Raw genomic sequence first — 20,798 nt, forward strand, 5'->3', positions numbered from 1 at the left:
CTATTTACTTCACCGAACATCCGGCTGCCTTAGCAAGAACGCCATCATTAAACGCATCACATTTTCCGAGACTCTCTCCAAGTTTTTCTCGCCCTGTGCCAGCGCTTCTTCCAGCGAATATGCCCCTTGCATAATACCGAAAATCGCATCCATTCCCTGTTCATACAGTGCATCAACATCTTCGCCAATACGGCCGGCAAATGCGACAACCGGCTTATGATGCTTTCGGGCCATCTTCGCCACGCCGAGCGGCGTCTTGCCGAATTGGGTTTGATCATCGATGCTTCCTTCCCCTGTCCACACGAGATCCGCCTGTTTCACCTTTTCCTCAAGTTTCGCGTAATCCATAACCAGATCAATTCCTTTTTGCAGCACCCCGTTGAAAAAAACCATTAGTCCCGCACCAAGCCCTCCGGCAGCACCCGCTCCCGGCACATTTGAAATATCCCTGTGAAGCTGCTGCTTCAACACATCGGCATAATGCTGCAAATTGGCGTCCAGCTCGGCTGCCATCTCCGGCGTAGCTCCTTTTTGCGGTCCAAAGACGTGGGAAGCACCCTGTGGTCCGCAAAGTGGATTGGTGACATCGCATGCAACCTCTATCCGGACCGCCTCAATCCTTGAATCCAAGCTGCTCATGTCAATCGTCGCCAGCCACCCCAGTTCGCCTCCACCAGGTCCCAGTTCTTCCCCGGCGGCATTCAGCAGCTTTCCTCCCAATGCTTGGAATACACCCGCTCCCCCATCATTGGTTGCACTTCCGCCTATTCCGATCAAGATTTTTTCTACGCCATGATCCAATGCCGCTCGTATGAGTTGCCCAGTCCCATAGGTTGTCGCTATCATCGGATTTCGTTGAGGCGCGGGCACTAGTCCAATGCCGCTCGCGCTCGCCATCTCCATGACCGCCGTCTTTCCGTCTCCGGTAATCCCATAGGATGCCTCTACTTCCTTGCCCATTGGCCCCCGAACTCGGAGAGAGTAAATGGTTCCTCCAGTGACATCCACCAGGGACTGCATGGTTCCCTCTCCGCCATCAGCCATCGGAACATGAATGCATCGGGCCGATGGATTTACCTTGCGAATCCCACGTTCCATGGCTTCACAGGCCTGTTTGGCGGTCATGCTTTCCTTAAAGGAATCCGGCGCGAGCACGATCGTCATCTCTTTATCCATTGATATCTCCTCCTGTCGGTTACTTCTATTATTGAGAAAATAAAACCAACCAGATACCTTCATAAGGAATCCGCTTCTTCCGTTTCTTGATGTTCGTCTCTACACGGAGACTCTCCCCCATATGCCGCTGATGACGGCGCAACAGTTTCAATAGAACAAAAGCGTCCGGCTTAAAGCCGAACGCCTGGGCAGTTCAGATTCTGTTGGTCGTCCGTATCTTCCGTATGACTTGGTTCGTTACCTCGGAGAGCAGCAGACCCAGCGCAATCGCACCCGACATCATAAATGCTTCTGCACCCGACTGCACGGCCTGGTCATACTGATTCTCCACGGCGTTGCGCATCGCATCATAGGCCAGTCCGCCGGGAACCAGCGGAATAATCCCTGAGACGCTGAACACGATAATCGGCGTACGATATGTTTTGGCAAAAATATAGCTGATCATCGTAACACAGTAGGCAGCCACGACGGTAGCCGTTAACCTCTGGACTCCGATATCCTGAAGCCAAATGTACAGGACCCATCCGACCATGCCCGCCAAGCCGCATTGGACCAGCGCTTTTTTCGGGGCATTAAATATCATCCCAAACGCTGCTGAAGCAATAAAGCTGGTCACGATTTGCTCAATATACATATTAGTCTCCCCCTACTCAAAACGACAGCATAAACGCAATTCCCGCGCCTATGGCAAAGGATGTAATAAAAGCCTCTGCTCCCTTGGATAAACCGGAAACGAGATGGCCCGCCATCAGATCACGAATCGCGTTCGTAATGAGCAGCCCGGGAACCAGCGGCATGACGGAGCTGATAATAATGATGTCGCGCGCATGTCCAAACCCGTATTTCACGAAAAGAACGGAGCTTAACCCGATCATCAGCGCTCCCGAGAATTCGGCAAAAAATTTGACCGGAACCAGACGATGCAGCAGCACCGAGCAGTAATAACCGATCCCTCCGGCCAGCATGGCCGGGATAAAATCAGGCCATGTGCCGCGAAACATAATCAGGAAGCATCCGCTGGCTACCGCAGCCATGAGCACATTCAACCATAGCGGGTATATCGCATGGGTACGGTCTATGGCCTCAAGCTCCCGATATGCCTCATCTATGGACAATCCACCCGCGCTGATGCGACGGGAAAGGCTATTGACCTGATCGATTTTATGTAAATTGGTCGTCCGCTCCGTAATCCGGTTCAGACGTGTCATCGGCTGCGGATCTTCCAGGGAAAAAATAATTCCCGTAGGCGTCATGTAACTGTGCGTATGATCAACTCCGTATGACGAAGCTATACGCATCATGGTATCCTCCACCCGGTAGGTTTCCGCCCCGCTTTGCAGCATGATCTGCCCTGCGAGCAGACAAACTTTCATGATTTCTTTTTCCTTTTGCAGTGAATCTTCCAAAGCCTGCTCCTTTCGCCGCTTGTCCGCAGTGATGTCGATTTATCTACAGTATAATGTCTTTTTCAAATAAAAGCATGGAAATCAGCATTTCTGGCACTTGTCATCTGATGCGTCGCATGTATCCATGGTATCATTTAAAACAAACCGCTCCAGGAATAAACACCGGAGCGGTTTGTTTGACGCAATTACTTATCGATAAACAGTAAATATCCTATAAAACTTATTCGCTTATTCTATGGTTGCAAAGCCCATAAAGCCGGAACATTGGTTGGTTCCCAACCCGTAAGCGACGTATGTGGCTGCAAGCATTTATACACCTTGCCATTGTAGGTAACAAGGTCGTCCTTGACGTAAGCCTTGCCGGCCACCCATGCTGCCGGAGCTGGCGTGGATGAATCCGTTGTGACCGTCACCGCATTGCTGGCTGCCGAGGCGTTGCCTGCGGCGTCCTTAGCTACAACTGTAAAAGTGTATGGAGTATTCGGCGTCAGATTATTGATCTGTGCTGTCAATGTCGTTCCGTTAACCGATGCGGCAAGCGTCGTTCCCTGATAAACGTCATAGCCTGTTACGCCCACATTATCCGTTGAGGCTCCCCATGTCAAAGTGACATTGGTTTGGGTTTTGGCTGAACTCGCCAGATTGGCCGGCGCCGTTGGCGGCGTTGTATCGGTGGATGGTGCATCCGTGGTTACGGTAACCGCATTGCTGGCTGCAGATACATTGCCGGCAGCATCCTTCGCCTTCACCGTAAATGTATAGGCAGTGCTCGGCGTCAACCCACTAATGGCCGCAGTTAACGTAGTGCCGTTCACGGAAGCCGCTAGCGTGGTGCCCTTGTATACATCATAACCTGTTACGCCTACATTATCCGTTGATGCTGTCCATGCTAATGTCGCCGATGTGGCTGTTTTAGCCGTTGCAGCCAAATTGCCCGGAGCCGTCGGCGGTGCCGTGTCTGCGGCTCCAAGTGTCACTGTAGCCGCGTTGCTGGCTGCTGATACATTGCCGGCAGCATCCTTCGCTTTTACAGTAAACGTGTACGAAGTTGCAGGAGACAATCCTGTTACCGTATACGTTGTGGATGTAGAGCTGCCAGCGAGCGTGCTTCCTTGGTATACGTCGTATCCCGTGACTCCAAGATTATCTGTCGATGCTGTCCAGCTCAGCGTTACCGAGTTGGCCGTTTGAGAAGAGACGGCAAGATTGGTTGGTGCAGTTGGAGCCTGTGTATCCTGTGGAGGAGCCGATTGAAGCTGCCACAGTGTCGGAGAAGAAGACGGTTCCCATCCGACCAGCGAAGTATGGGCATAAATACACTTATACAAATTGCCGTTATAGGTAACATAAGCTCCTGTCGCGTAAGCTGTGTTGGCCTGCCATGCCGGATAGTTCGGGTCCGTTGGCGTCGTGACACTGATCGTGTTGCTTGCGGCTGACGCATTTCCCGAAAGATCTTTGGCTTTAACATAGAAGCTGTAAGTCGTTCCTGCCGTCAGGCCGGAAATCGTAGCTGTCAAATCCGGCGTCGATTTCACAAGCGCGCCGTTCTGGTAGATATCATAATTGCCAATATCGTCGTTATCGGTTGAGGCACCCCATTGCAAGGTAACGCTTGTTTTCGTCTTGGCCGTGGAGACCAAATTGGACGGAGCCGTTGGCGGCTGATTGTCTACGATCGGCGGTGCTGTCGTGACGTTCAATGGGTTGCTTGCTGCCGAGGTGTTGCCCGCCGCATCTCTTGCCTTGACGGTAAAGGTGTAGGACGTGCTGCCCGTGAGTCCTTTTATAAGTGCGGTCGTCGTTGCTCCATCGACGGTTTTCACCAGATTGGAGCCTTGATAAATATCGTAATACATTACGCCTACATTATCCGTGGATGCTGTCCAGCTCAGCGTCACCTTTTTGTCCCCGATGTTGGAGGATGCCAGGTTCGTTGGTGCTGTAGGTGCAGAATTGTCTACCGGAGGCGTACCGGTATTCAGATCGTTATATACTTTGTCCAGAAGTTTCGGACCGGTACAGCTGAATTTCGGGCTCGTACGGCAGTCGGAGCTGAATTCCCAGAACATGGCCCCGCCTAAATACTTGCTCTTAATATAATCGGTCTTATAGCCGAGCGACTCCGTATCGTCATAGGAAATGAAAATTTTTGTATTCGGATTATAGAGATAAGGCACTTTGGCAGTGCTGTTCCAATATCTTGTATATCCGTTCTTGTTCACATAATTCGCCGCAATGTCGCCATAATCAAATACACCCGTGTTACCTGAATTGGAATCATCCCAGGTTCCGACCGGGGACCACTTGTAGACAGATCCCGAATCCGGCGTACATGTCTGGAACTGGCCATCGTTGTTGGGTCCCGGAGGACAGTTCTTCCAGCTTCTCCCCATGAATTCCAGTCCAAGAACTATTTTGTTCATTGGGACTCCGGCATTTTGGTAAGCCTTAATCGCACCGTCTACGAAGAAGTTCTTATCAATATACGGATCATTCGGATCTCCGTATAATCCGGTATTATGGCTTGTCGTTCCTTCCCAAGATCCGCCGTGGAAGTCATACGTCATGATGTTGATCCAATCCACGATCTGCGCGATCTTGGAGAGCTCCGTGTTGTTCACGAAGGTTTGGCTCGCTCCGGAAGCGATCGTGAGGAGATAGCGTTTGCCGTCCTGGGTTCCTGCGGCATCCAGCTGGTTGCGAATTTCCTGCAGCAGAAGCGTATAGTTTTGCTTATCCTCCGGACGATAGCTGTTTCCTGGAATCGCCTCCACGTTCGGATATTCCCAGTCCAGATCCACGCCGTCAAATCCATATGCCCGCAGTGCGTCGACCGCGGATTTGGCGAAAGTTTTGCGAGTCGTATCCGAAGCCGCCGTGTCCGAGAACCGGTTGGACCAAGTCCATCCGCCAACAGATAAAATCGTCTTCAACTGTGGGTTGGCAGCCTTCAGATTACGCAGCGCTGCGAAATTTCCGCAAGCTGCATCTGCCCAGCATCCGGTCGTTGGTCCACCCGGCGTTGGCCGGAGCGCATCGGCATCCGGATCACCGAGTACTATGCTTCCGTTAGGCACATTTCCTTGTTGCAGCGGAATTCCGGTCGTTGTACATGGCCATGTTTGCTTGTTCGGATTGCCGGGATCGGTCGATGGATTACCATGCTTGCCATCCCAACAAATATCGGCAAAAGCATAATTGATATGCGTTACCTTGGAAACATCCATGTTCGAGACATTATAGCTTCTGCCGTAAATGCCCCAAGAGGGAAAATAACCGACCATTTTGTAGTTGCTGCCTACTGCTGCTGCTGCACTTACGTTGTTCTCCGTACTAGCTGCGCTTGCAGAGCCTTGAAAAAAGGGAGTCAATGCAACCAGCAGGCACAACATGGCAAGAATTACTCCGTGAAATCCTTTTTTCATGTACATGGCGACGCCTCTCTCTCACATCAGATTGGTGCTGCTTCTGACTGGAATGAAGTCAATCGTTGTCCTGAAATTATTTTTTCACCCATAATGCGGGTACGTTTGGCGGTTCCCAGCCCGTCAAGGAAGTATGTGCCAATTGGCATTTGTACACCACGCCGGCATAAGTTACCTCAGTGCCTACGGAGTAGGCTGTGTTCGGAGCCCATGCGGGAGCTGTTACTGGCCCTTGGGCATCCGTGGTAACGCTTACCGAATTGCTTGCTTGAGAAACGTTGCCTGCGGCGTCCTTGGCCTTGAGCGAGAACGTGTATGCAGTTTGCGCAGTTAATCCGCTAACCGTATAGCTGGTTTGGGAAGCTGCTGCCGATGCAACAAGAGTGTTCCCCTGATAAATGTCATAACCAGTAACGGCAACATTATCTGTTGAAGGGCTCCACTGCAGCGTTACTGTAGTACTACTGTGAGCTGTTACAGTCAAATTAGATGGAGCAGTCGGGGCTTGCGTATCATTCGCAGCCGAGGTCTTCACCGTTACGGTATTACTGAATGGAGACAAATTGCCTACAGCATCATAGGCTTTGACCTTGAACGTATACGATGTGTTCGGAGTAAGTCCTGTCACGGTGTAGGAGGGTGTTAATGTTGTCCCGATATTCGTGTTGCCATTAAATACCTGATAACCCGTTACGCCCACATTATCCGTAGATGCTGTCCAGGTTAAAGTGACTGTCGACGCGGTTACGGCGGATGAGGCAGCATTTTTCGGAGCGGTCGGCGCTTGCGTATCCGATGCCTGAGCAAGCGTAGATACCGTTAGCGGATCACTTGCTCCAGAAATATTACCTGCTGCATCTGCCGCTTTTACGGTGAAAGTGTAAGATGTTTGCGGTGTGAGATTCGTAGCTGTATAGGAGGTACCTGTCACGCGAGACAATAATGTCTGGCCTTGATACACGTCATATCCTGTTACTCCGACATTATCCTGTGAAGCATCCCAATTGAGGGTAATCGTTGTAGATGTTTGCGATGGCGAGTTCAAATGAGCTGGGGTAGTAGGTGCAGATGTATCGGATGGCGAAGTCGTTACTTGTAAATCTGAGGCGAGTTGATTCAGTAGTTTCGTACCTGTACAGGTATATTTGGGGCTAGTTCGACAGTCTTCGCTTAAATCCCAGATCATCGCGCCGCCAAGAGAGCGGTTTTTGATATAGGATGCTTTGGCTGTCACCGACTGTGGATCCTCATAACTGATAAACGTCTTGCTCGTTGGGTTATACAGGTAAGGTACTTGGCTGGCCTGACTCCAGTAACGGGTGAAGCCGCTTTTGTTCACGTAATTTGCCGCCAGATCCCCGTAGTCAAACATTCCAGTAGCCCCGGATTCGAAGTTGTCCCAAGTTCCACTAGGAATATAGTTCCCATTAAAATCAGGTGTGCAAGTCTGGTAAAGCCCGTCCCCGTTCGCTCCTGGAGCGCAATTCTTCCATCCCCGCCCGTAAAAAGGAACGCCCATAACGATCTTGGAGGCTGGAACACCGGCGTTCATGTAAGCTTGGATTGCGGAGTCCGCGCTGAATTTATTGACGGAATCAGGATCGCTTGGATCGGAATAGAGGCCGGCATTGTGATTCGTGCTTTGTTCCCAATCTCCATGAAAATCATAAGTCATAATATTGATCCAATCGAGAATGCCTGCTATCGCGCTAAGCTCGGTGGTATTGGCGTACGAAGAATTAGCCCGCCCTGCGATCGTCAAAAGATAATTGCGTCCATCCTGCGTTCCCGCGGCTGTCAGTTTATCGCGTGTTTCCTGCAGAAGAAGCGTGAAATTATGCTTATCCTCGGGGCGCGTACTGTTGTCAGGCAAACCACCGCCGACCGGATATTCCCAGTCAATATCGATGCCGTCAAATCCATACGTCCGAATGACGTTGACTGCGGAATTGGCAAAGTTAGTACGGGCAGCAGGATCTGCAGCGACATCGGAGAAACGGTTGGACCATGTCCAGCCCCCGACCGACAAAAGTGTCTTCAAATTCGGATTGGACTGTTTGAGAACTTTCAGTTTATAAAAATTTCCGCATTTCCCTTTTTCGCAATCTTCCCATTCAAGCGGTACGCCGTCGTTGTTGTTTACATCCGCCCAAGGATCACCCAAAACAATCGCTCCATTGGGGACATTCCCGGTCTGTGTAGGCACTCCTGCGTCCTTACAGTTCCAGGTTGCTTTGTTGGGATTGCCAGGGTCATTCGAAGGATTGCCGTGTTTTCCGTTCCAGCATAAATCGGCAAATGCGTAATTCAAGTGCGTCAACTTCGATGCGTCGACGTTTTCCACCTGAAAATTCGGATCATAGATTCCCCAATCCGTAAAATAACCAACAACCTTGTATGATGCATTGGCGGCAGCCTCGGCCTGTCCGACTCCCGTCCCTCCGGATCCCCATCCGGTAAGTATTAGTAGTACGCTGAACAAAATGGTTAGCGTACTCTTTGCTCGATGCCCTCTTCGCATCACTCATCCTTCTTTCGGTTCAAATTCCCGATTCTATGCGCCCTCTCCCAAATTTGTGCGCACAGCGGGGAAATGCTGAATCTTGAAGCCGAAACTAAAGTCATTCACCTCCTTTCATGGATGAGTTTAAGCGGATTGAAGAATATTAATTTACATATAATGCGCTTACATTACAATACTTGTATAAAGGACAGCCGATTAAGCTGCCCTTCTTCATCCTGTAACTATGTCGTTTACTATTTGTCCCTTATTCTAATCTGATTTTTTAACTTCTTCAAGCTTTAATTTGTCATTTTTTAGTAAATGTTTTAAATTCTTCATTTTTTCAAGTTTTTCTTCTTCGTCTCTCGACCAGAACAATCATCCCTACCGCCAAGATGACCGCAGCTAACAGAATAACAGTAAATCCGGCTGCTTCTCGAATCCAAAAGCCACATATCACACTCGTCACCAGCAGGATCGTTCCAATCCACATCATCAACTTTGCGCTATAGCCGTCTCCTTCGAACCATTGCTGCTTGTTTCCCAAGGACTTGGAGCTTCTCGTTTCCTCCCGCTCATGGACAGGTCTTAATCTCATCGCCAAACCAAGGAGGAAATAAATCAAGCTTACGATTACTCCCAAAACCAGATTACCGATATCCATTGCCCATCACCGCTCTCTATCCCTTAGGATGATTTTCTTGCGCGCGATTGCATCCGGGTTATTACCTCCCCAAGCTTCTCCATTCCAAACAGATTTCCTGCAGCGACTCGCCGCCGATCTGAATGTCATCCCGCATCAAAAACTGCCCGCCCATTTTTTCGTAAAAATGCAGAGCCGGATTCTCTTCGAGCACCCAAACGAGCATGGATCCGTACCCTTGCTGGAGAAAACACTCGATCATCCGCTGCATCAAAGTGCGGCCATGACCTTTTCCCTGGGCTTCTTGGAGCAGATATAACGAGTACACCTCTGCCTCGATATCCAGCTCCTGATCCCGGCAAAGCCCTCCGTTAATGAATCCTGCCACCTCGCCCGCCGGATTTTCCAGCACGAAGGTTGTCGTTTCATTGGAAGGATCCAACACCCGGGTCCATAGCTCGATCCGAGACGCAAGCTTCATGTTGTCAAGATATGAATCGGGCACGATTCCCCGGTATGTCGTCAGCCAGCTGTCCACGTGAACTTTGGCCAAACGATGTATGTCCTTATTCTCTGCCGCTCTAACGATCCATTGAACCAAGGCTTTCCTCTCCCCTCACTGCCAAATGATAAACTCTCGATAAGCGTATTATGTTCGACTATAGTGATCGCCGTAAGGAAAATCAAGAGTTATCTATTCAATATCTTTCGACAGACCGGCAGGTTTTGGGTTGCTTGGAACGAATAAATGAAAAAAAGAAACTAATCTACCGGAGGTGGCCGGAACCTTACAACGATATCCAGAGCATAAGACAGCAAAGGAGAATGGGAGATGGATCATGACAACAGGCATTTTATAAATAATCAACTATCGATCTTGCGTGTACAACTGCTTTTGGCCAAACGTTCCATTTGCAGTCCGCAGTGGCGCAGGCACCATTTTATTCCCTGCTATGACAAACTGTACTATATTTCAGAGGGCGAAGGCTGGATTCAGGTCGGCAGCGAGCAGCTGTGGCCTAAACCGGGAGAGCTCGTCTTTATTCCGGGTGGAACGCTGCAATCCTATTCCGTCACTGACGGCACCCCATTTACCAAGTACTGGTGCCATTTCAAATCCAACCTTGATTTTACGAGGCTTTTTCAGCTCTTCGGTATCCCGAAAGTTGTTGAAGCAGGCCGCTCCACTGAACTTCAATACTATTTTCAGCGGCTCGCCGAAAGCTCGTCCGAGTCCGGTCCTGCAACTTCCATCAAAATTCAATCGGCCCTGCTGTCCATCATCGCATATTTCATCGATCATGCTGAACTGAACAGCAAAACTGAAGCTGCAGCAGCTTCACCGCGCAATTTGCTGGAAACGATTCATTTTATCGACAGCCATTTGACGGAGGAGATTAGCATTCAGGATTTATCCGAATACGCCCACTTTCACCCGAATTATTTTATCCGAATGTTCAAGAAGCATTTGGGTATGACACCCATGCGATATATCCACGAACGCAGGCTGGAACAGGCGCAGCAACTCCTCGGTTCCACCGATTTGAGTGTGACCGAGATCGCCTATCAGAGCGGCTTCAAGGATGTATCCTACTTCTCGCAAGCCTTCAAGAAAAGAAACGGGCTGTCCCCCACCGAATACAGACAGGGCATGTACGACGTTAGTTTTACAACAATGTAAGTTAGCATGGCATATTCCAAGCCAAAATGTAAGCGCTGTATGATGGTGGGAACCGCTCTGCTCTGGAGCGGATTCTATCATGCGCGAGGTGGGAAATTTGAGAGTAAAGACCGGTTTCAAATGTTTTCTGGTCATGTGCATCATGCTGTGCGGCAGCCTGTCCCTGACGATGAACGGGATGGCGGCCGGATTCAACACCGCCCCTGCAGCTAAGCTGTATGTGGCAGCCGGGGGCAGCGATGAAAACGACGGCTCGCTCAAAAAGCCTTTTGCTACGCTCGAAAAGGCTCGTGATGCCATCAGGGCCATGAAAAAAGAAGGACCCCTTCCTGTTGGCGGCGTCACTGTCTTGATCCGCGGCGGGGAGTACCGTTTTACCCAAACCTTCCTACTCAATGAAGAAGATTCCGGAACTGCGGAATCCCCTGTCACTTACGAAGCTTATCCCGGGGAAAAGGCGACGCTTACGGGCGGCATTACACTGGAACCATCCGCATTCCATGCTGTCTCGGACCCGGAAACCCTGGCGAGAATTCCGCAGGAAGCTCAGGGTAAAGTGCAGCAGCTCGACCTTAAAGCCCTTGGTATCACGGATTACGGCAAGCTGGGCAATATTATTGAAGTCGCGCCCGAGCTGTTCGTGAGCGGCAACGTGATGAACCTGGCCCGTTGGCCTAATAACGGATTCGCCACCGTCGGAGATGTGATCGATAAGGCGGACGACGCGGCGGGAAAAGGTTTCACCTTTACGTACAATGAGGATGGACTCCATCCGTGGAAGCAGATCGAAGACACCTGGATGCTCGGGTATTGGGGCAATGATTGGGCAACCAATGACCTGCAGATCAAATCCATCGACTTTAAACAAAAACAGATCGAAAGCTATAAGGGAACCAGCTACGGCATGAAATCCGGACAGCGGTTTTATTTCTACAATATACTGGAGGAACTGGATGCCCCGGGAGAATGGTATTTGGATCGGAGCAGCGGCATGCTCTACCTTTACCCGCCGACATCGCTGAAAGGAGCAGAGATCCAGTTATCCCTTTTCGATCAGAATTTGATCACGATGAACGGCGCGTCCAACATCACCTTCAGCCATTTGTCCATGGAGGTCAGCCGCGGCAATGCCATTGACATGAGCGGCGGCGACAACAATCTGATCCGTTACTGCGAAATCAGCAACATGGGCGGTTATGCGCTCAAAGTGAACAGCGGCAGCAATAACGGCATCTTCGGCTCCACCATCTACGGCATGGGTAACGGAGCCATCTCTTTGAACGGCGGCGATGCCGCGACATTAACCCCGGCAGGCAATTACGCGGACAATAACGATATCTCCAATTACGCCCGGATCAAGCTGACATATGCTTCCGCCGTGGAAGTCAACGGGGTTGGCAACCGGGCGACGCATAACCGTATGCACAACGCGCCCCATTTTGCGATCCAGTTCAGGGGCAATGATCATAAGATTGAATACAACGATATTTACGATGTCGTGAAGGAGACGGCCGACGCTTCGGCCATTTATTCGGGAAGAAGCTTTGTATGGCGCGGCAATACCATCAACTATAACTACATTCACGATATCATCGCTAGCAATTTGCGGGTGTCGACGGCGGCCATTTACCTCGATGATTATATGAGCGGCGTCGAGATGCGCGGCAATGTTTTCTCCAATATCGGCAAGCAGGCCTTTAAGCTGGCCAATGGCAGGGAGAACGTCGTGGAGAACAATATCGTCATCAATTCCGGTACCTCCATCGCTTTCATGACGCGCAACTATAAGCCGGGGGAAAAGAACTACGACTCCCTGATGAGCAAATTCGATCAAGTGCCGTATCAAAGCGAACTATGGAGCAAACGCTATCCGACGCTGCCGAATATTTTGAATGACGAACCGCTGCTGCCAAAGCGCAATGTGGTGCGCAACAACCTCTTTATCAACAGCGGACCGATCACCGGAGATCAGCAGAATATGCAGCTCGGCACTTTTGAAAACAACTTGACGCTAAATACGGAAGAAAAAGAAAAATCCGGGCTTCTGAATCCTGCAAATGGGGAAGAACGGATCAAAGATGCGGAACTGAACGCATTAGCGAATCGCTTGCCTGAGTTCAAGCCCATTCCTTTCAGCGAAATTGGTATAAAGGCCAGCGGTCTGCCTGCCGCCCAATCCGTTTTGTCCGCAGAGATGGTTGAGTTCCAGCAGGATTCGGACCTTCCAAGCGTCAAATTAACGCTTAATGGGAACCAGCTCCTTTCCGTCCAAGATGATTCAGGTCTTCTGAGACGGGGGCAAGATTATGTCGTGCAGGATTCCTCCGTCTGGTTCACGACAAAATACTTGTCCACATTGTCGGCGGGGTATCATCCTTTTGTCTTTTCGTTCAATGCCGGAAACGATGCCTTCCTGACGCTGCACAAGAATTCTACAGCAAAATAGCGGGAACCAGCTTGGATCTGATATATAAATACGAAAAAGCAGCAGCTCCCGGAAGGATCTGGGGGCTGCTGCTTTTGGGGTGCTGCCGATTAGCCGCGGTTACCGCGTGATCCGCCGGTGCGGTTGCCACGCGAGCCACCAGTACGGTTGCCACGTGATCCGCCAGTACGATTGCCGCGTGATCCGCCAGTACGGTTGCCACGCGATCCGCCAGTACGGTTGCCGCGTGATCCGCCAGTACGGTCACCTCTTGTTCGGTCACCTCTTGTTCGGTCACCTCTTGTTCGGTCACCTTTTGTGCGATCACCTCTTGTACGATCACCTCTTGTACGATCACCTCTTGTGCGATCACCTCTTGAACCCTCAGTGCGGTTGCCTCTTGAATCTTCCGGCATACAACTTCAACTCCTTTTCGTAAGATCCATACATGCTATGTGGGGAATCTAGCATTGGTTATGGCCGCACGCGCATTTTTTGATAGAGAATAAGATTTTGAGCAAAAGACTCTCATGCAAAAGTCCAAAAAATCCGGAGATGATCTCTTATATGCTTTTATATGAATGGTATCCATATAAAAAAAAAGACGAAAAGACCCTTTCGTCTTCACGCCCCTCACTTTTCATTGTTAAACTTTACAGCCAATTCGCCGCCGATAACTTCACTGCTTTCCTCGATCCCGCATAACCCCGGCATGAATGCCGTAGAGTCTGGGTAAGGATGCCCGTTTCCGCCTTTTCGAGCGAATTGTTTCGGAGCCACAAACCGCTGCTGGCCTTTCTTAGCTTTATAGTTGTAGGCAGACTTTCCTGTTTTCGTCGGTAAGATGTTCATGCTCAGATTCTTTAAAGCTTTTTCATGCTTTCCTTCAACGTGACTTTGCTCTCCCTATCATATATCTCATAGATTTCAAAGGTCCCCTCTTCGAAAAAAAGCGGAAAACGGCGCTTAAACCAATCTTGCATCGGCAGCAAGGTCGCTTCGTGAATCGGCACCCATCGAAGTTCACCTTCAGGCGGATTCTCCAGCAATTCTCCCTCAAACGAAGTCGCCAAATAATTAAACACCATATATCTGTAGTTGGTTGAAGGGTCTACGAATTCATCCAAACCTTTGTAGATCAAGTTCGAGACGGTGAGCCCCGTTTCTTCGCGGACTTCACGTATTGCGCCTTCGGTCAGGCTTTCGGGAAAATCGACTTTGCCCCCTGGACCGATGTAGCCGGGAAAACCGCGTTTACTCGGCCGGTTAAGCAGCAAAACCTTATCTCCATCCTGTACGAGACACATTGTGTACAAGGCCACTTCAATCGGCGGCGCTGATGTTGTTGACGTCACTTTCCGTTCACTCCTTATGTACAAAATGATGTATGATGCTCCGCAGCAGAGTTGCTCAACAATTTGTCCTGTCCACGGCTGTTCAAATTATTCCTGAAAATATTCTAGCATATTTATTTCGAAGGGAGTATACGGCTCGGATTCATCCCTGCAAAGACGCAACTATTCTCCCGGCTGTTGTCAAGGTAGTACAGTGGACGCAAAAAAACCGCCCCTCCAGGGACGGTGGCTTCATGAATCATTTCAATGTTGATATCACAATTTTGTGGCCGTGATCTTCCGGCGCAAGCTGTAGTTCCTGGTCATGCCGAATTTCCTGGATCGCTGTAAAATCTGCCGTGGATCGGTTTAATGTCACATCCAGCACAACGCTGCCTTCCTTCATGAACACAAGCTTGTTCAGAGAATCATCATCCAGCGGATACTCCCCCAAAAAGGTCCGCTCCAGCAAATAGCCAACATAGGAGGTGCGTGTAGTCCAGGTGATGCCCGTCGTTTTTTCCATTTCGCTTTTCGTGGCATAGGGGTGAAAAACAACTATTTTATCCCAGTCTACTGGGGTCAAGTCCGACATTTTAAATGGTTTGTGATCGGAGAGAGCTGCTTGCAGCCTCTGGGAAAATGCCTCTGCACCTTCATTGCTTATCTGCTGAGACTGATATGAGAAGTAACTGATGCCAAATGGAATCAGCAGGATGATCAATAGGATGAACGGGATGATTAGCTTTTTTTTGTTCATAATGGCGCTTCTCCATTTAATTCATAGTATATTCATAGGATATATAAGAATTTATTTAATCATACCTTCTTCAGGGCATTCTTTCCAGCTTTTTTTTCACTTGCTGTATGTACGCACATAACAAAAGCGCTGCGTCTATTGCAATAGACTGACTATTCGAAAAGCCTCCGGCTAACAAAAAAACGGACAAGGCTCATATACATGTGCCCTGTCCATTATTCCATGTCGATGCTATGATACTATAATCTCTTCTCTCTATCACACATTAAAAATCGGACGTCGCCACCTGGATCGTGCCGAAAACAGCGCCCCCATCAGACAGCAGTGCAGCGACTAACAGATGACTGACCGAAAGCGTCAAGCTGTTGAACGCGGGAATCACGTACGTGATCACCGGAGCATTCACGCGCGTAATGACCAAGCTCACCGGATTCGCAGCATTGTTCTGAACGGTAACGGCCGCATTCACGCCACCAGACAGATTTTCGTAATAGGATTTACCGATGTTGGGGGCCAGGTTAAAGAATTGTTGAGGTAATAATATCGCCATGCCGATCACCTCCCTTCTCTGAAGGATACTGTATTCTATGACCGAATCTATAAAATGTAACGATGATTGTCATAGGTTCAGCACCCATTTCATAGAGAAGTAGAGAGAAATGTCGACTCTATAAAACTGGAATATCCATCTCTTGCATCCGTTCGAATTAAAACAACTTGAATTTCTTTTTTTGATAAAAGGGATCAATAGACATGAAATAATCATATAATCCCGTATCCTTGGAAAGCTCAATAAAATCGACCGGCGGATTGGGCACCGTTAACGTTTGAGCGATACTCCCGGCTTCCCGCATTACGGCTTCCCGTTCTCCGGTAAACTCGATCGCGATCAGCGTATGCGGGCTTACGTCCGTTTCAGGGTTAAAGTAATGAGCGCTATAGGCGGATTTGACCTGGCTCATCGATTTAAACCGTCTTGCCAGTGCTTCCAGAAGCTCCGCCGGCACCGTTGTCGGTTGACCAATCATGACTTCCGTATCCTTCTGAACCTCATGCGAGGTTACCGGGTTCAAAATCGAACCGTCACGCAATGAAGCAATCTCCTCTCTCGGAAATTCCTTCCCATAGCTGGATCCCGGATTGAGCAGTACCTCGGAGCCCTCGGTTAGCTCGAAGAACGCTGCCGCATTCATCGAAATGTAATGAGCATCATGCTTAATAAATTGCTGGAGTCGAAGCAAAGACGTAAAAATCGGTACGAACTCTTTCCCATTGTATTGTACTTGAATAAGATTGACATGATCGCCATGAACCAACTGTTTGTGCTGCTCATCACGCGTTTCCATGCCTACCTGGATCGTATATATATCTGAATTCATCAGCTCTCTGTAAAAGTCCGCCCGGGCAGCTGGATACTGAGCGGCCATGACAAGCAGCTCCTCCAGACGATTTTGCGCTTCAAATTCCATCGTAAATGTGCTCCTTTTCCTTAAATGTCAGCATTCGCTTTTTATAAACGCAGGAAATAGTGATCAAACTCAAGATCCTTTTCATAACCGAATTGTTCATATAATCGCTGAGCCGTGTCATTGTCTTTGGAGGTGGACAACTCGAGTCCTTTGACTTTCATATCGACAGCATAAGTGCGAGCAGCCTCCAGCATTAACCGGGCCGCGCCCTGTTTTCGGTATTTGTGCAATACGAACAGATCATTTAGAATAAACAACCGCTGCATGGAAACAGAGGAAAAAGACGGATACAGCTGCGCAAAACCGACTGCCTGGTTCGTTTCCTGATTTCTTGCCACGAATAACACCGATTCCGCAAGGGCCATCCGTTCAGACAGAAAACTCCATGCACCTTCCAGATCAGATTCCTGCATATAGAACATCCGGTATTCGTCAAATAATGCGGCGATATCCTCCAGATCACTGACGGAGGCTTGGCAGACATGAATCACAAGCGATCATCCTTTATTATGTATTGGGTATATTCCCTATTTTACAGTAAACCGCCTGCATCGTCACCGAGCCAGTTAATTCCGAGGATCGTGATTATTTTATCTAGGAGCCTTAGACAGCTTTTTGTGAAGAAGCGATGGATAGCATGTACCTGGCAAGGCTGTTTTTGTTTCTCTGGCTATAATCATGTCTCTTCCTCACGGACACCTTCCATTTTTTGCTTCCCTCAGGAAGATACCCTTGCTACAATGGGAAGGACAAACTATGACAATGACGGAGGATCAGACACACCATGCATGCACTCCATACGATAACAGCCGGGTGGAAACAGCTCGGCCGCAATATCCGGCTTTTTTTTCTGGCCAACATTCTATATCAAATCGGCACAGGCATGTTTTCGGTGCTTTACAATTTATATATTCAAGCTCTTGGATACCAGGACACCATGAACGGTACAATCGTCAGCGTGCAATCCTTAGCCACAGCGCTTATCTTCATTCCAATCGGGCTCATCGCTGACAGGATTAACCATCGGCTGCTGCTCATGCTGGGCGCCATGCTTACGGGTCTCAGTTTCATGGGCAGGGCTTTTGCCAGCGGAGAATCCGGTCTCGTCATTCTATCTGTTGCAGCCGGACTCTTCGCCGCATTCTTCCAAGTCATCGCCGTGCCCTTTCTCGCCGAGAACACGACTAAGCAGCAGCGGCTCAAAATGTTCAGCTATCACTTCTCCCTTGTTCTCGCAGCGCAGGTGCTTGGCAGCAGCGGCGGCGGCTTTCTCGCCGATATGCTGCAGCAGGCTGGATGGACCAAAATCCACAGCCTGCAAGCGGTCCTCTTCGCAGGGGGTGCAGCAAGCCTGCTGGCATTTATCCCGCTTTTGTTCGTCAAAAGAACAGCTAAGAACAAGGTGATCCTCGAAGCCGTGGTCCCTGATGAACCTGTCAAGCTGCAAGTGCATGCCAAGGACGACTGGAGAGCTATTCTTAAATTTACGCTTGCCCAGCTGATTGTCGGTACAGGTTCAGGACTCGTGGTTCCGTATCTGAACCTGTATTTCACCAACCGGTTCGCAGTATCATTGACGGCCGTAGGCATTCTGATATCGCTGGGCCAGGTGATGACCATCGTATCGATGCTGATCGGGCCCACGTTAGCTAGCCGGGTTGGCCCTGTAAAAGCCGTCGTACTCTTTCAGATGATGTCACTCCCCTTCCTGCTGCTTACCGGGTTTACGAATCTGTTCGTGATTGCGTCCGTCAGCTTCCTGTTCCGTCAGGCCTTGATGAACGCGGCCAATCCGATTCAGTCCTCCATCATGGTGGACCGGGTATCCGACGCCCGCAGAGGAATCGCAAACTCTATGACGCAAACCGCTTTTATGCTAGGCTGGGCAACGATGGGACCGGTTCAGTCCTTCTTGCTAACCACTTACGGCACTTATTGGGGCTACGCGATTACCTTCAGCATGACCGGTGTTCTCTATATCAGCGCTTCGGCCATCTATTATTTTATGTTTAAAGAGCGAAAAACCGCAGCACCAAAGGCTACGGTTTCCGTATAGAAAAACGCTCGTATGAGCGTACACGTTTAACTTTATTTTCTGCGGTAGGCATAAGCCTGCCGTTTTTTTATCGTGAATAACTGCCCCTTGCAGTGTCTAGCGATATTTCTTCCTGACTGCTAAATATCATTAGCAAAAAATTCTTGCAATTCCAGGACCGTCTTCACGTAGTATGTCGGCTGGATCGCGCTTAACTCCTCATCACTGCCGTAACCGTAACCTACCGAGATGGATTCGATGTCGTTCTTTCGCGCTCCGATGATATCATGCTTGCGGTCGCCGATCATGATTGCCGCATGTTTGTTCACGCCCGTCTTCTTGAACACGTCGTTGATGATTTCCGATTTATCGGATAAGGTCCCGTCCAGATTGCTGCCACAGACAACCTCGAAATAAGATCCGATGCCAAAATGTTTAAGTACCTCCAGCGCAAATACCGTAGGTTTCGAAGTCGCCACGATTAGCTTCCTGCCTTGCTGTGTTAACATTTCAAGCAGACCCTGTATGCCGTCATACAGTTCGTTTTCATAGATTCCCCGATCCTTAAAATATTCGCGGTATTTCTCGACCAACTGCATGGACTCCTTCTCCGAAAAGGAGTGAATTTCCTGAAAAGATACTATGAGCGGCGGGCCGATATACGGAATCAGCGTATCCGGGTCATCCACTTGAATTCCGTGGTGGGATAATGCGTATTGAACCGATTTGGTGATCCCCACTTTCGGATCCGTTAACGTACCATCAAGATCAAACAGAACGGCTTCATATTTCATCACTTCCACATCCTCTTTTCTACTCACCCGATAATCCTTTATTCCTGCCGGATTTCCACCTACTATACTATAGGATCATTTTGATGTAACCAAGAGAATTTCGGTTAACCATAGAAAAAGATGCTCATGCCAAAAGATATGATCCTATCGACAGCAAACCAAATCCGATAAAAGAAGCGCAGCCAGCGAATTACCGCCGGCCGCGCTCCACAGTTGAATCTCAGTTAAACTTCATCCCAAATCCGTCTTAAATTATCAAGTCCGATCTTCGTGCCTTCTCGGCACTCTTCCATGCCTTCAAATTCCAGCGTGATGTATCCGTCGTAGCCCGATTCCTTAATCAGCCGCAGCACTCTCCGAACGTCGATGTCTCCCTGACCGAATATCGCGCCCCGGAGGAAATTCCCGTGGGATGTCAGGAACCATGCGCCGTCTCCCGGATTTTGATCAAAGGGACGGATGTAGAAATCCTTCACATGGAGCAGTGAGGCAAACGGCAGATTCCGCTTCACGCCAACCAATGGCTGTTCATCGACACAGAGGAAGTTACCGATGTCCAGCGTCGTTTTGAAGTTCGGACGGTCGACGGCCATCAGTACCCGTTGCACCCGGTCGCTTGCCTGCACGCTTACGCCATGATTTTCGATCGTTGTCGTGATTTGATACCCTGCAGCATAATCCGCGATGCGCCTGCAGCCTTCCACAATCTGCTCCAGGTTATCTTCCAGGTAATCAATGCCCCGCTTCTCGGCCGGCAGCGTAAAGGCGGTCACGTCATGACGCATATGCTTCATCCCAAGCCGGTGGACGGTGTCCACATGGCGTTTGATCCTTTCGATTTCGGCTTCGAATTGCTCCGGGGTCTCCTGCACGAAATTCGCAGGCATCGAATAGTTTGACAGTTCGATGCCCTTTGCAGCTGCCCGCTCGCGGACGGCATCCGCAAGATCAGGCTGGTCTTCGAGGGTGAATCCGTATGGAACGATCTCCATATGTTCTCCGCCTTGGTGCGCGATCCAGTCAATGACATCCAGTACGGTCATCTCTCCCGATTTAATCGCATTCAAGAGACTGTATGTGCTCACTCCAGGTTTCATTCAGTCCATCCTCCCTACTGCATTTTATAACATGAGCTAACGTTATA

General features: G+C 49.5%; 19 protein-coding genes. 3 read left to right on the forward strand and 16 right to left on the reverse strand.

What is annotated here, in order from left to right; all coding sequences use genetic code 11:
- Positions 1-9 precede the first annotated feature (9 nt).
- The 7 genes from GRF59_RS06510 to GRF59_RS06540 form a co-directional block, all read right to left on the reverse strand.
- On the reverse strand, positions 10-1,176 hold the full coding sequence (locus tag GRF59_RS06510; RefSeq protein ID WP_160496800.1) for a glycerate kinase family protein: 1,167 nt from the start codon (positions 1,174-1,176) through the stop codon (positions 10-12).
- Positions 1,177-1,369: 193 nt separating this feature from the next.
- The gene (locus GRF59_RS06515) at positions 1,370-1,810 is read right to left on the reverse strand and encodes a threonine/serine exporter family protein (protein ID WP_160496801.1); all 441 of its coding nucleotides are present in this window, start codon (positions 1,808-1,810) and stop codon (positions 1,370-1,372) included.
- A 16-nt stretch (positions 1,811-1,826) separates the two neighbouring features.
- On the reverse strand, positions 1,827-2,549 hold the full coding sequence (locus GRF59_RS06520) for a threonine/serine exporter family protein (protein ID WP_160498160.1): 723 nt from the start codon (positions 2,547-2,549) through the stop codon (positions 1,827-1,829).
- Between the two features lie 266 nt (positions 2,550-2,815).
- The gene (locus GRF59_RS06525; RefSeq protein WP_202128501.1) at positions 2,816-6,010 is read right to left on the reverse strand and encodes a glycosyl hydrolase family 18 protein; all 3,195 of its coding nucleotides are present in this window, start codon (positions 6,008-6,010) and stop codon (positions 2,816-2,818) included.
- A gap of 76 nt (positions 6,011-6,086) precedes the next feature.
- Positions 6,087-8,531, reverse strand: coding sequence for a glycosyl hydrolase family 18 protein (locus GRF59_RS06530; RefSeq protein ID WP_160496802.1), 2,445 nt, complete (start codon positions 8,529-8,531; stop codon positions 6,087-6,089).
- Between the two features lie 325 nt (positions 8,532-8,856).
- On the reverse strand, positions 8,857-9,177 hold the full coding sequence (locus GRF59_RS06535) for a hypothetical protein (protein WP_160496803.1): 321 nt from the start codon (positions 9,175-9,177) through the stop codon (positions 8,857-8,859).
- A gap of 61 nt (positions 9,178-9,238) precedes the next feature.
- Positions 9,239-9,757, reverse strand: coding sequence for a GNAT family N-acetyltransferase (locus GRF59_RS06540; protein ID WP_160496804.1), 519 nt, complete (start codon positions 9,755-9,757; stop codon positions 9,239-9,241).
- 231 nt (positions 9,758-9,988) lie between these two features.
- On the opposite strand from GRF59_RS06540, the gene GRF59_RS06545 reads away from it, so the two are divergent.
- Positions 9,989-10,837 carry an AraC family transcriptional regulator gene (locus tag GRF59_RS06545; RefSeq protein WP_160496805.1) on the forward strand — a complete coding sequence of 283 codons (849 nt, stop codon included), beginning with the start codon at positions 9,989-9,991 and terminating at the stop codon, positions 10,835-10,837.
- Between the two features lie 97 nt (positions 10,838-10,934).
- Complete coding sequence (locus tag GRF59_RS06550; protein ID WP_160496806.1) at positions 10,935-13,283, forward strand: X2-like carbohydrate binding domain-containing protein; 2,349 nt, start codon at positions 10,935-10,937, stop codon at positions 13,281-13,283.
- On the opposite strand, the gene GRF59_RS06555 is transcribed toward GRF59_RS06550, so the two are convergent.
- From GRF59_RS06555 to GRF59_RS06585, 7 genes are all read right to left on the reverse strand, one after another.
- Positions 13,270-13,635 carry a hypothetical protein gene (locus tag GRF59_RS06555; protein ID WP_160496807.1) on the reverse strand — a complete coding sequence of 122 codons (366 nt, stop codon included), beginning with the start codon at positions 13,633-13,635 and terminating at the stop codon, positions 13,270-13,272. The two genes, GRF59_RS06550 and GRF59_RS06555, sit on opposite strands and share 14 nt — an antisense overlap.
- A 260-nt stretch (positions 13,636-13,895) precedes the next feature.
- Entirely contained in the window at positions 13,896-14,114 is a 219-nt protein-coding gene (locus tag GRF59_RS06560; protein WP_160496808.1) for a hypothetical protein, read from the reverse strand.
- Between the two features lie 11 nt (positions 14,115-14,125).
- Positions 14,126-14,569, reverse strand: a complete 444-nt coding sequence (locus GRF59_RS06565) for an 8-oxo-dGTP diphosphatase (protein ID WP_160498162.1) — start codon at positions 14,567-14,569, stop codon at positions 14,126-14,128.
- Between the two features lie 286 nt (positions 14,570-14,855).
- Entirely contained in the window at positions 14,856-15,356 is a 501-nt protein-coding gene (locus GRF59_RS06570; protein WP_160496809.1) for a hypothetical protein, read from the reverse strand.
- 265 nt (positions 15,357-15,621) lie between these two features.
- Complete coding sequence (locus tag GRF59_RS06575) at positions 15,622-15,906, reverse strand: hypothetical protein (protein ID WP_160496810.1); 285 nt, start codon at positions 15,904-15,906, stop codon at positions 15,622-15,624.
- Between the two features lie 157 nt (positions 15,907-16,063).
- Positions 16,064-16,825, reverse strand: coding sequence for an enhanced serine sensitivity protein SseB C-terminal domain-containing protein (locus GRF59_RS06580; RefSeq protein ID WP_160496811.1), 762 nt, complete (start codon positions 16,823-16,825; stop codon positions 16,064-16,066).
- 41 nt (positions 16,826-16,866) lie between these two features.
- Entirely contained in the window at positions 16,867-17,316 is a 450-nt protein-coding gene (locus GRF59_RS06585) for a GNAT family N-acetyltransferase (RefSeq protein ID WP_341480019.1), read from the reverse strand.
- Between the two features lie 293 nt (positions 17,317-17,609).
- Between GRF59_RS06585 and GRF59_RS06590 the strand changes: the two genes are divergently transcribed.
- Complete coding sequence (locus GRF59_RS06590) at positions 17,610-18,881, forward strand: MFS transporter (RefSeq protein ID WP_160496812.1); 1,272 nt, start codon at positions 17,610-17,612, stop codon at positions 18,879-18,881.
- 119 nt (positions 18,882-19,000) lie between these two features.
- Here GRF59_RS06590 and GRF59_RS06595 read toward each other — a convergent pair whose 3' ends face one another.
- The gene (locus tag GRF59_RS06595; RefSeq protein ID WP_341480020.1) at positions 19,001-19,681 is read right to left on the reverse strand and encodes an HAD hydrolase-like protein; all 681 of its coding nucleotides are present in this window, start codon (positions 19,679-19,681) and stop codon (positions 19,001-19,003) included.
- A 197-nt stretch (positions 19,682-19,878) separates the two neighbouring features.
- Positions 19,879-20,751: a sugar phosphate isomerase/epimerase family protein gene (locus GRF59_RS06600; protein ID WP_160496813.1), complete on the reverse strand. Its 873-nt coding sequence runs from the start codon at positions 20,749-20,751 to the stop codon at positions 19,879-19,881.
- Positions 20,752-20,798: the final 47 nt, after the last annotated feature.

It is taken from the genome of Paenibacillus dendrobii (genome assembly GCF_009807035.1).
GTDB lineage: Bacteria > Bacillota > Bacilli > Paenibacillales > Paenibacillaceae > Paenibacillus_AQ > Paenibacillus_AQ dendrobii.

What these genes read in the sequence shown, in the direction of transcription:
- GRF59_RS06510 (WP_160496800.1), bottom strand. Translation starts at nt 1,176, where the DNA reads ATGGATAAAGAGATGACGATCGTGCTCGCGCCGGATTCCTTTAAGGAA.
- GRF59_RS06515 (WP_160496801.1), bottom strand. Translation starts at nt 1,810, where the DNA reads ATGTATATTGAGCAAATCGTGACCAGCTTTATTGCTTCAGCAGCGTTT.
- GRF59_RS06520 (WP_160498160.1), bottom strand. Translation starts at nt 2,549, where the DNA reads ATGAAAGTTTGTCTGCTCGCAGGGCAGATCATGCTGCAAAGCGGGGCG.
- GRF59_RS06525 (WP_202128501.1), bottom strand. Translation starts at nt 6,010, where the DNA reads ATGAAAAAAGGATTTCACGGAGTAATTCTTGCCATGTTGTGCCTGCTG.
- GRF59_RS06530 (WP_160496802.1), bottom strand. Translation starts at nt 8,531, where the DNA reads ATGCGAAGAGGGCATCGAGCAAAGAGTACGCTAACCATTTTGTTCAGC.
- GRF59_RS06535 (WP_160496803.1), bottom strand. Translation starts at nt 9,177, where the DNA reads ATGGATATCGGTAATCTGGTTTTGGGAGTAATCGTAAGCTTGATTTAT.
- GRF59_RS06545 (WP_160496805.1), top strand. Translation starts at nt 9,989, where the DNA reads ATGGATCATGACAACAGGCATTTTATAAATAATCAACTATCGATCTTG.
- GRF59_RS06560 (WP_160496808.1), bottom strand. Translation starts at nt 14,114, where the DNA reads ATGAACATCTTACCGACGAAAACAGGAAAGTCTGCCTACAACTATAAA.
- GRF59_RS06565 (WP_160498162.1), bottom strand. Translation starts at nt 14,569, where the DNA reads ATGTGTCTCGTACAGGATGGAGATAAGGTTTTGCTGCTTAACCGGCCG.
- GRF59_RS06570 (WP_160496809.1), bottom strand. Translation starts at nt 15,356, where the DNA reads ATGAACAAAAAAAAGCTAATCATCCCGTTCATCCTATTGATCATCCTG.
- GRF59_RS06575 (WP_160496810.1), bottom strand. Translation starts at nt 15,906, where the DNA reads ATGGCGATATTATTACCTCAACAATTCTTTAACCTGGCCCCCAACATC.
- GRF59_RS06580 (WP_160496811.1), bottom strand. Translation starts at nt 16,825, where the DNA reads ATGGAATTTGAAGCGCAAAATCGTCTGGAGGAGCTGCTTGTCATGGCC.
- GRF59_RS06590 (WP_160496812.1), top strand. Translation starts at nt 17,610, where the DNA reads ATGCATGCACTCCATACGATAACAGCCGGGTGGAAACAGCTCGGCCGC.
- GRF59_RS06600 (WP_160496813.1), bottom strand. Translation starts at nt 20,751, where the DNA reads ATGAAACCTGGAGTGAGCACATACAGTCTCTTGAATGCGATTAAATCG.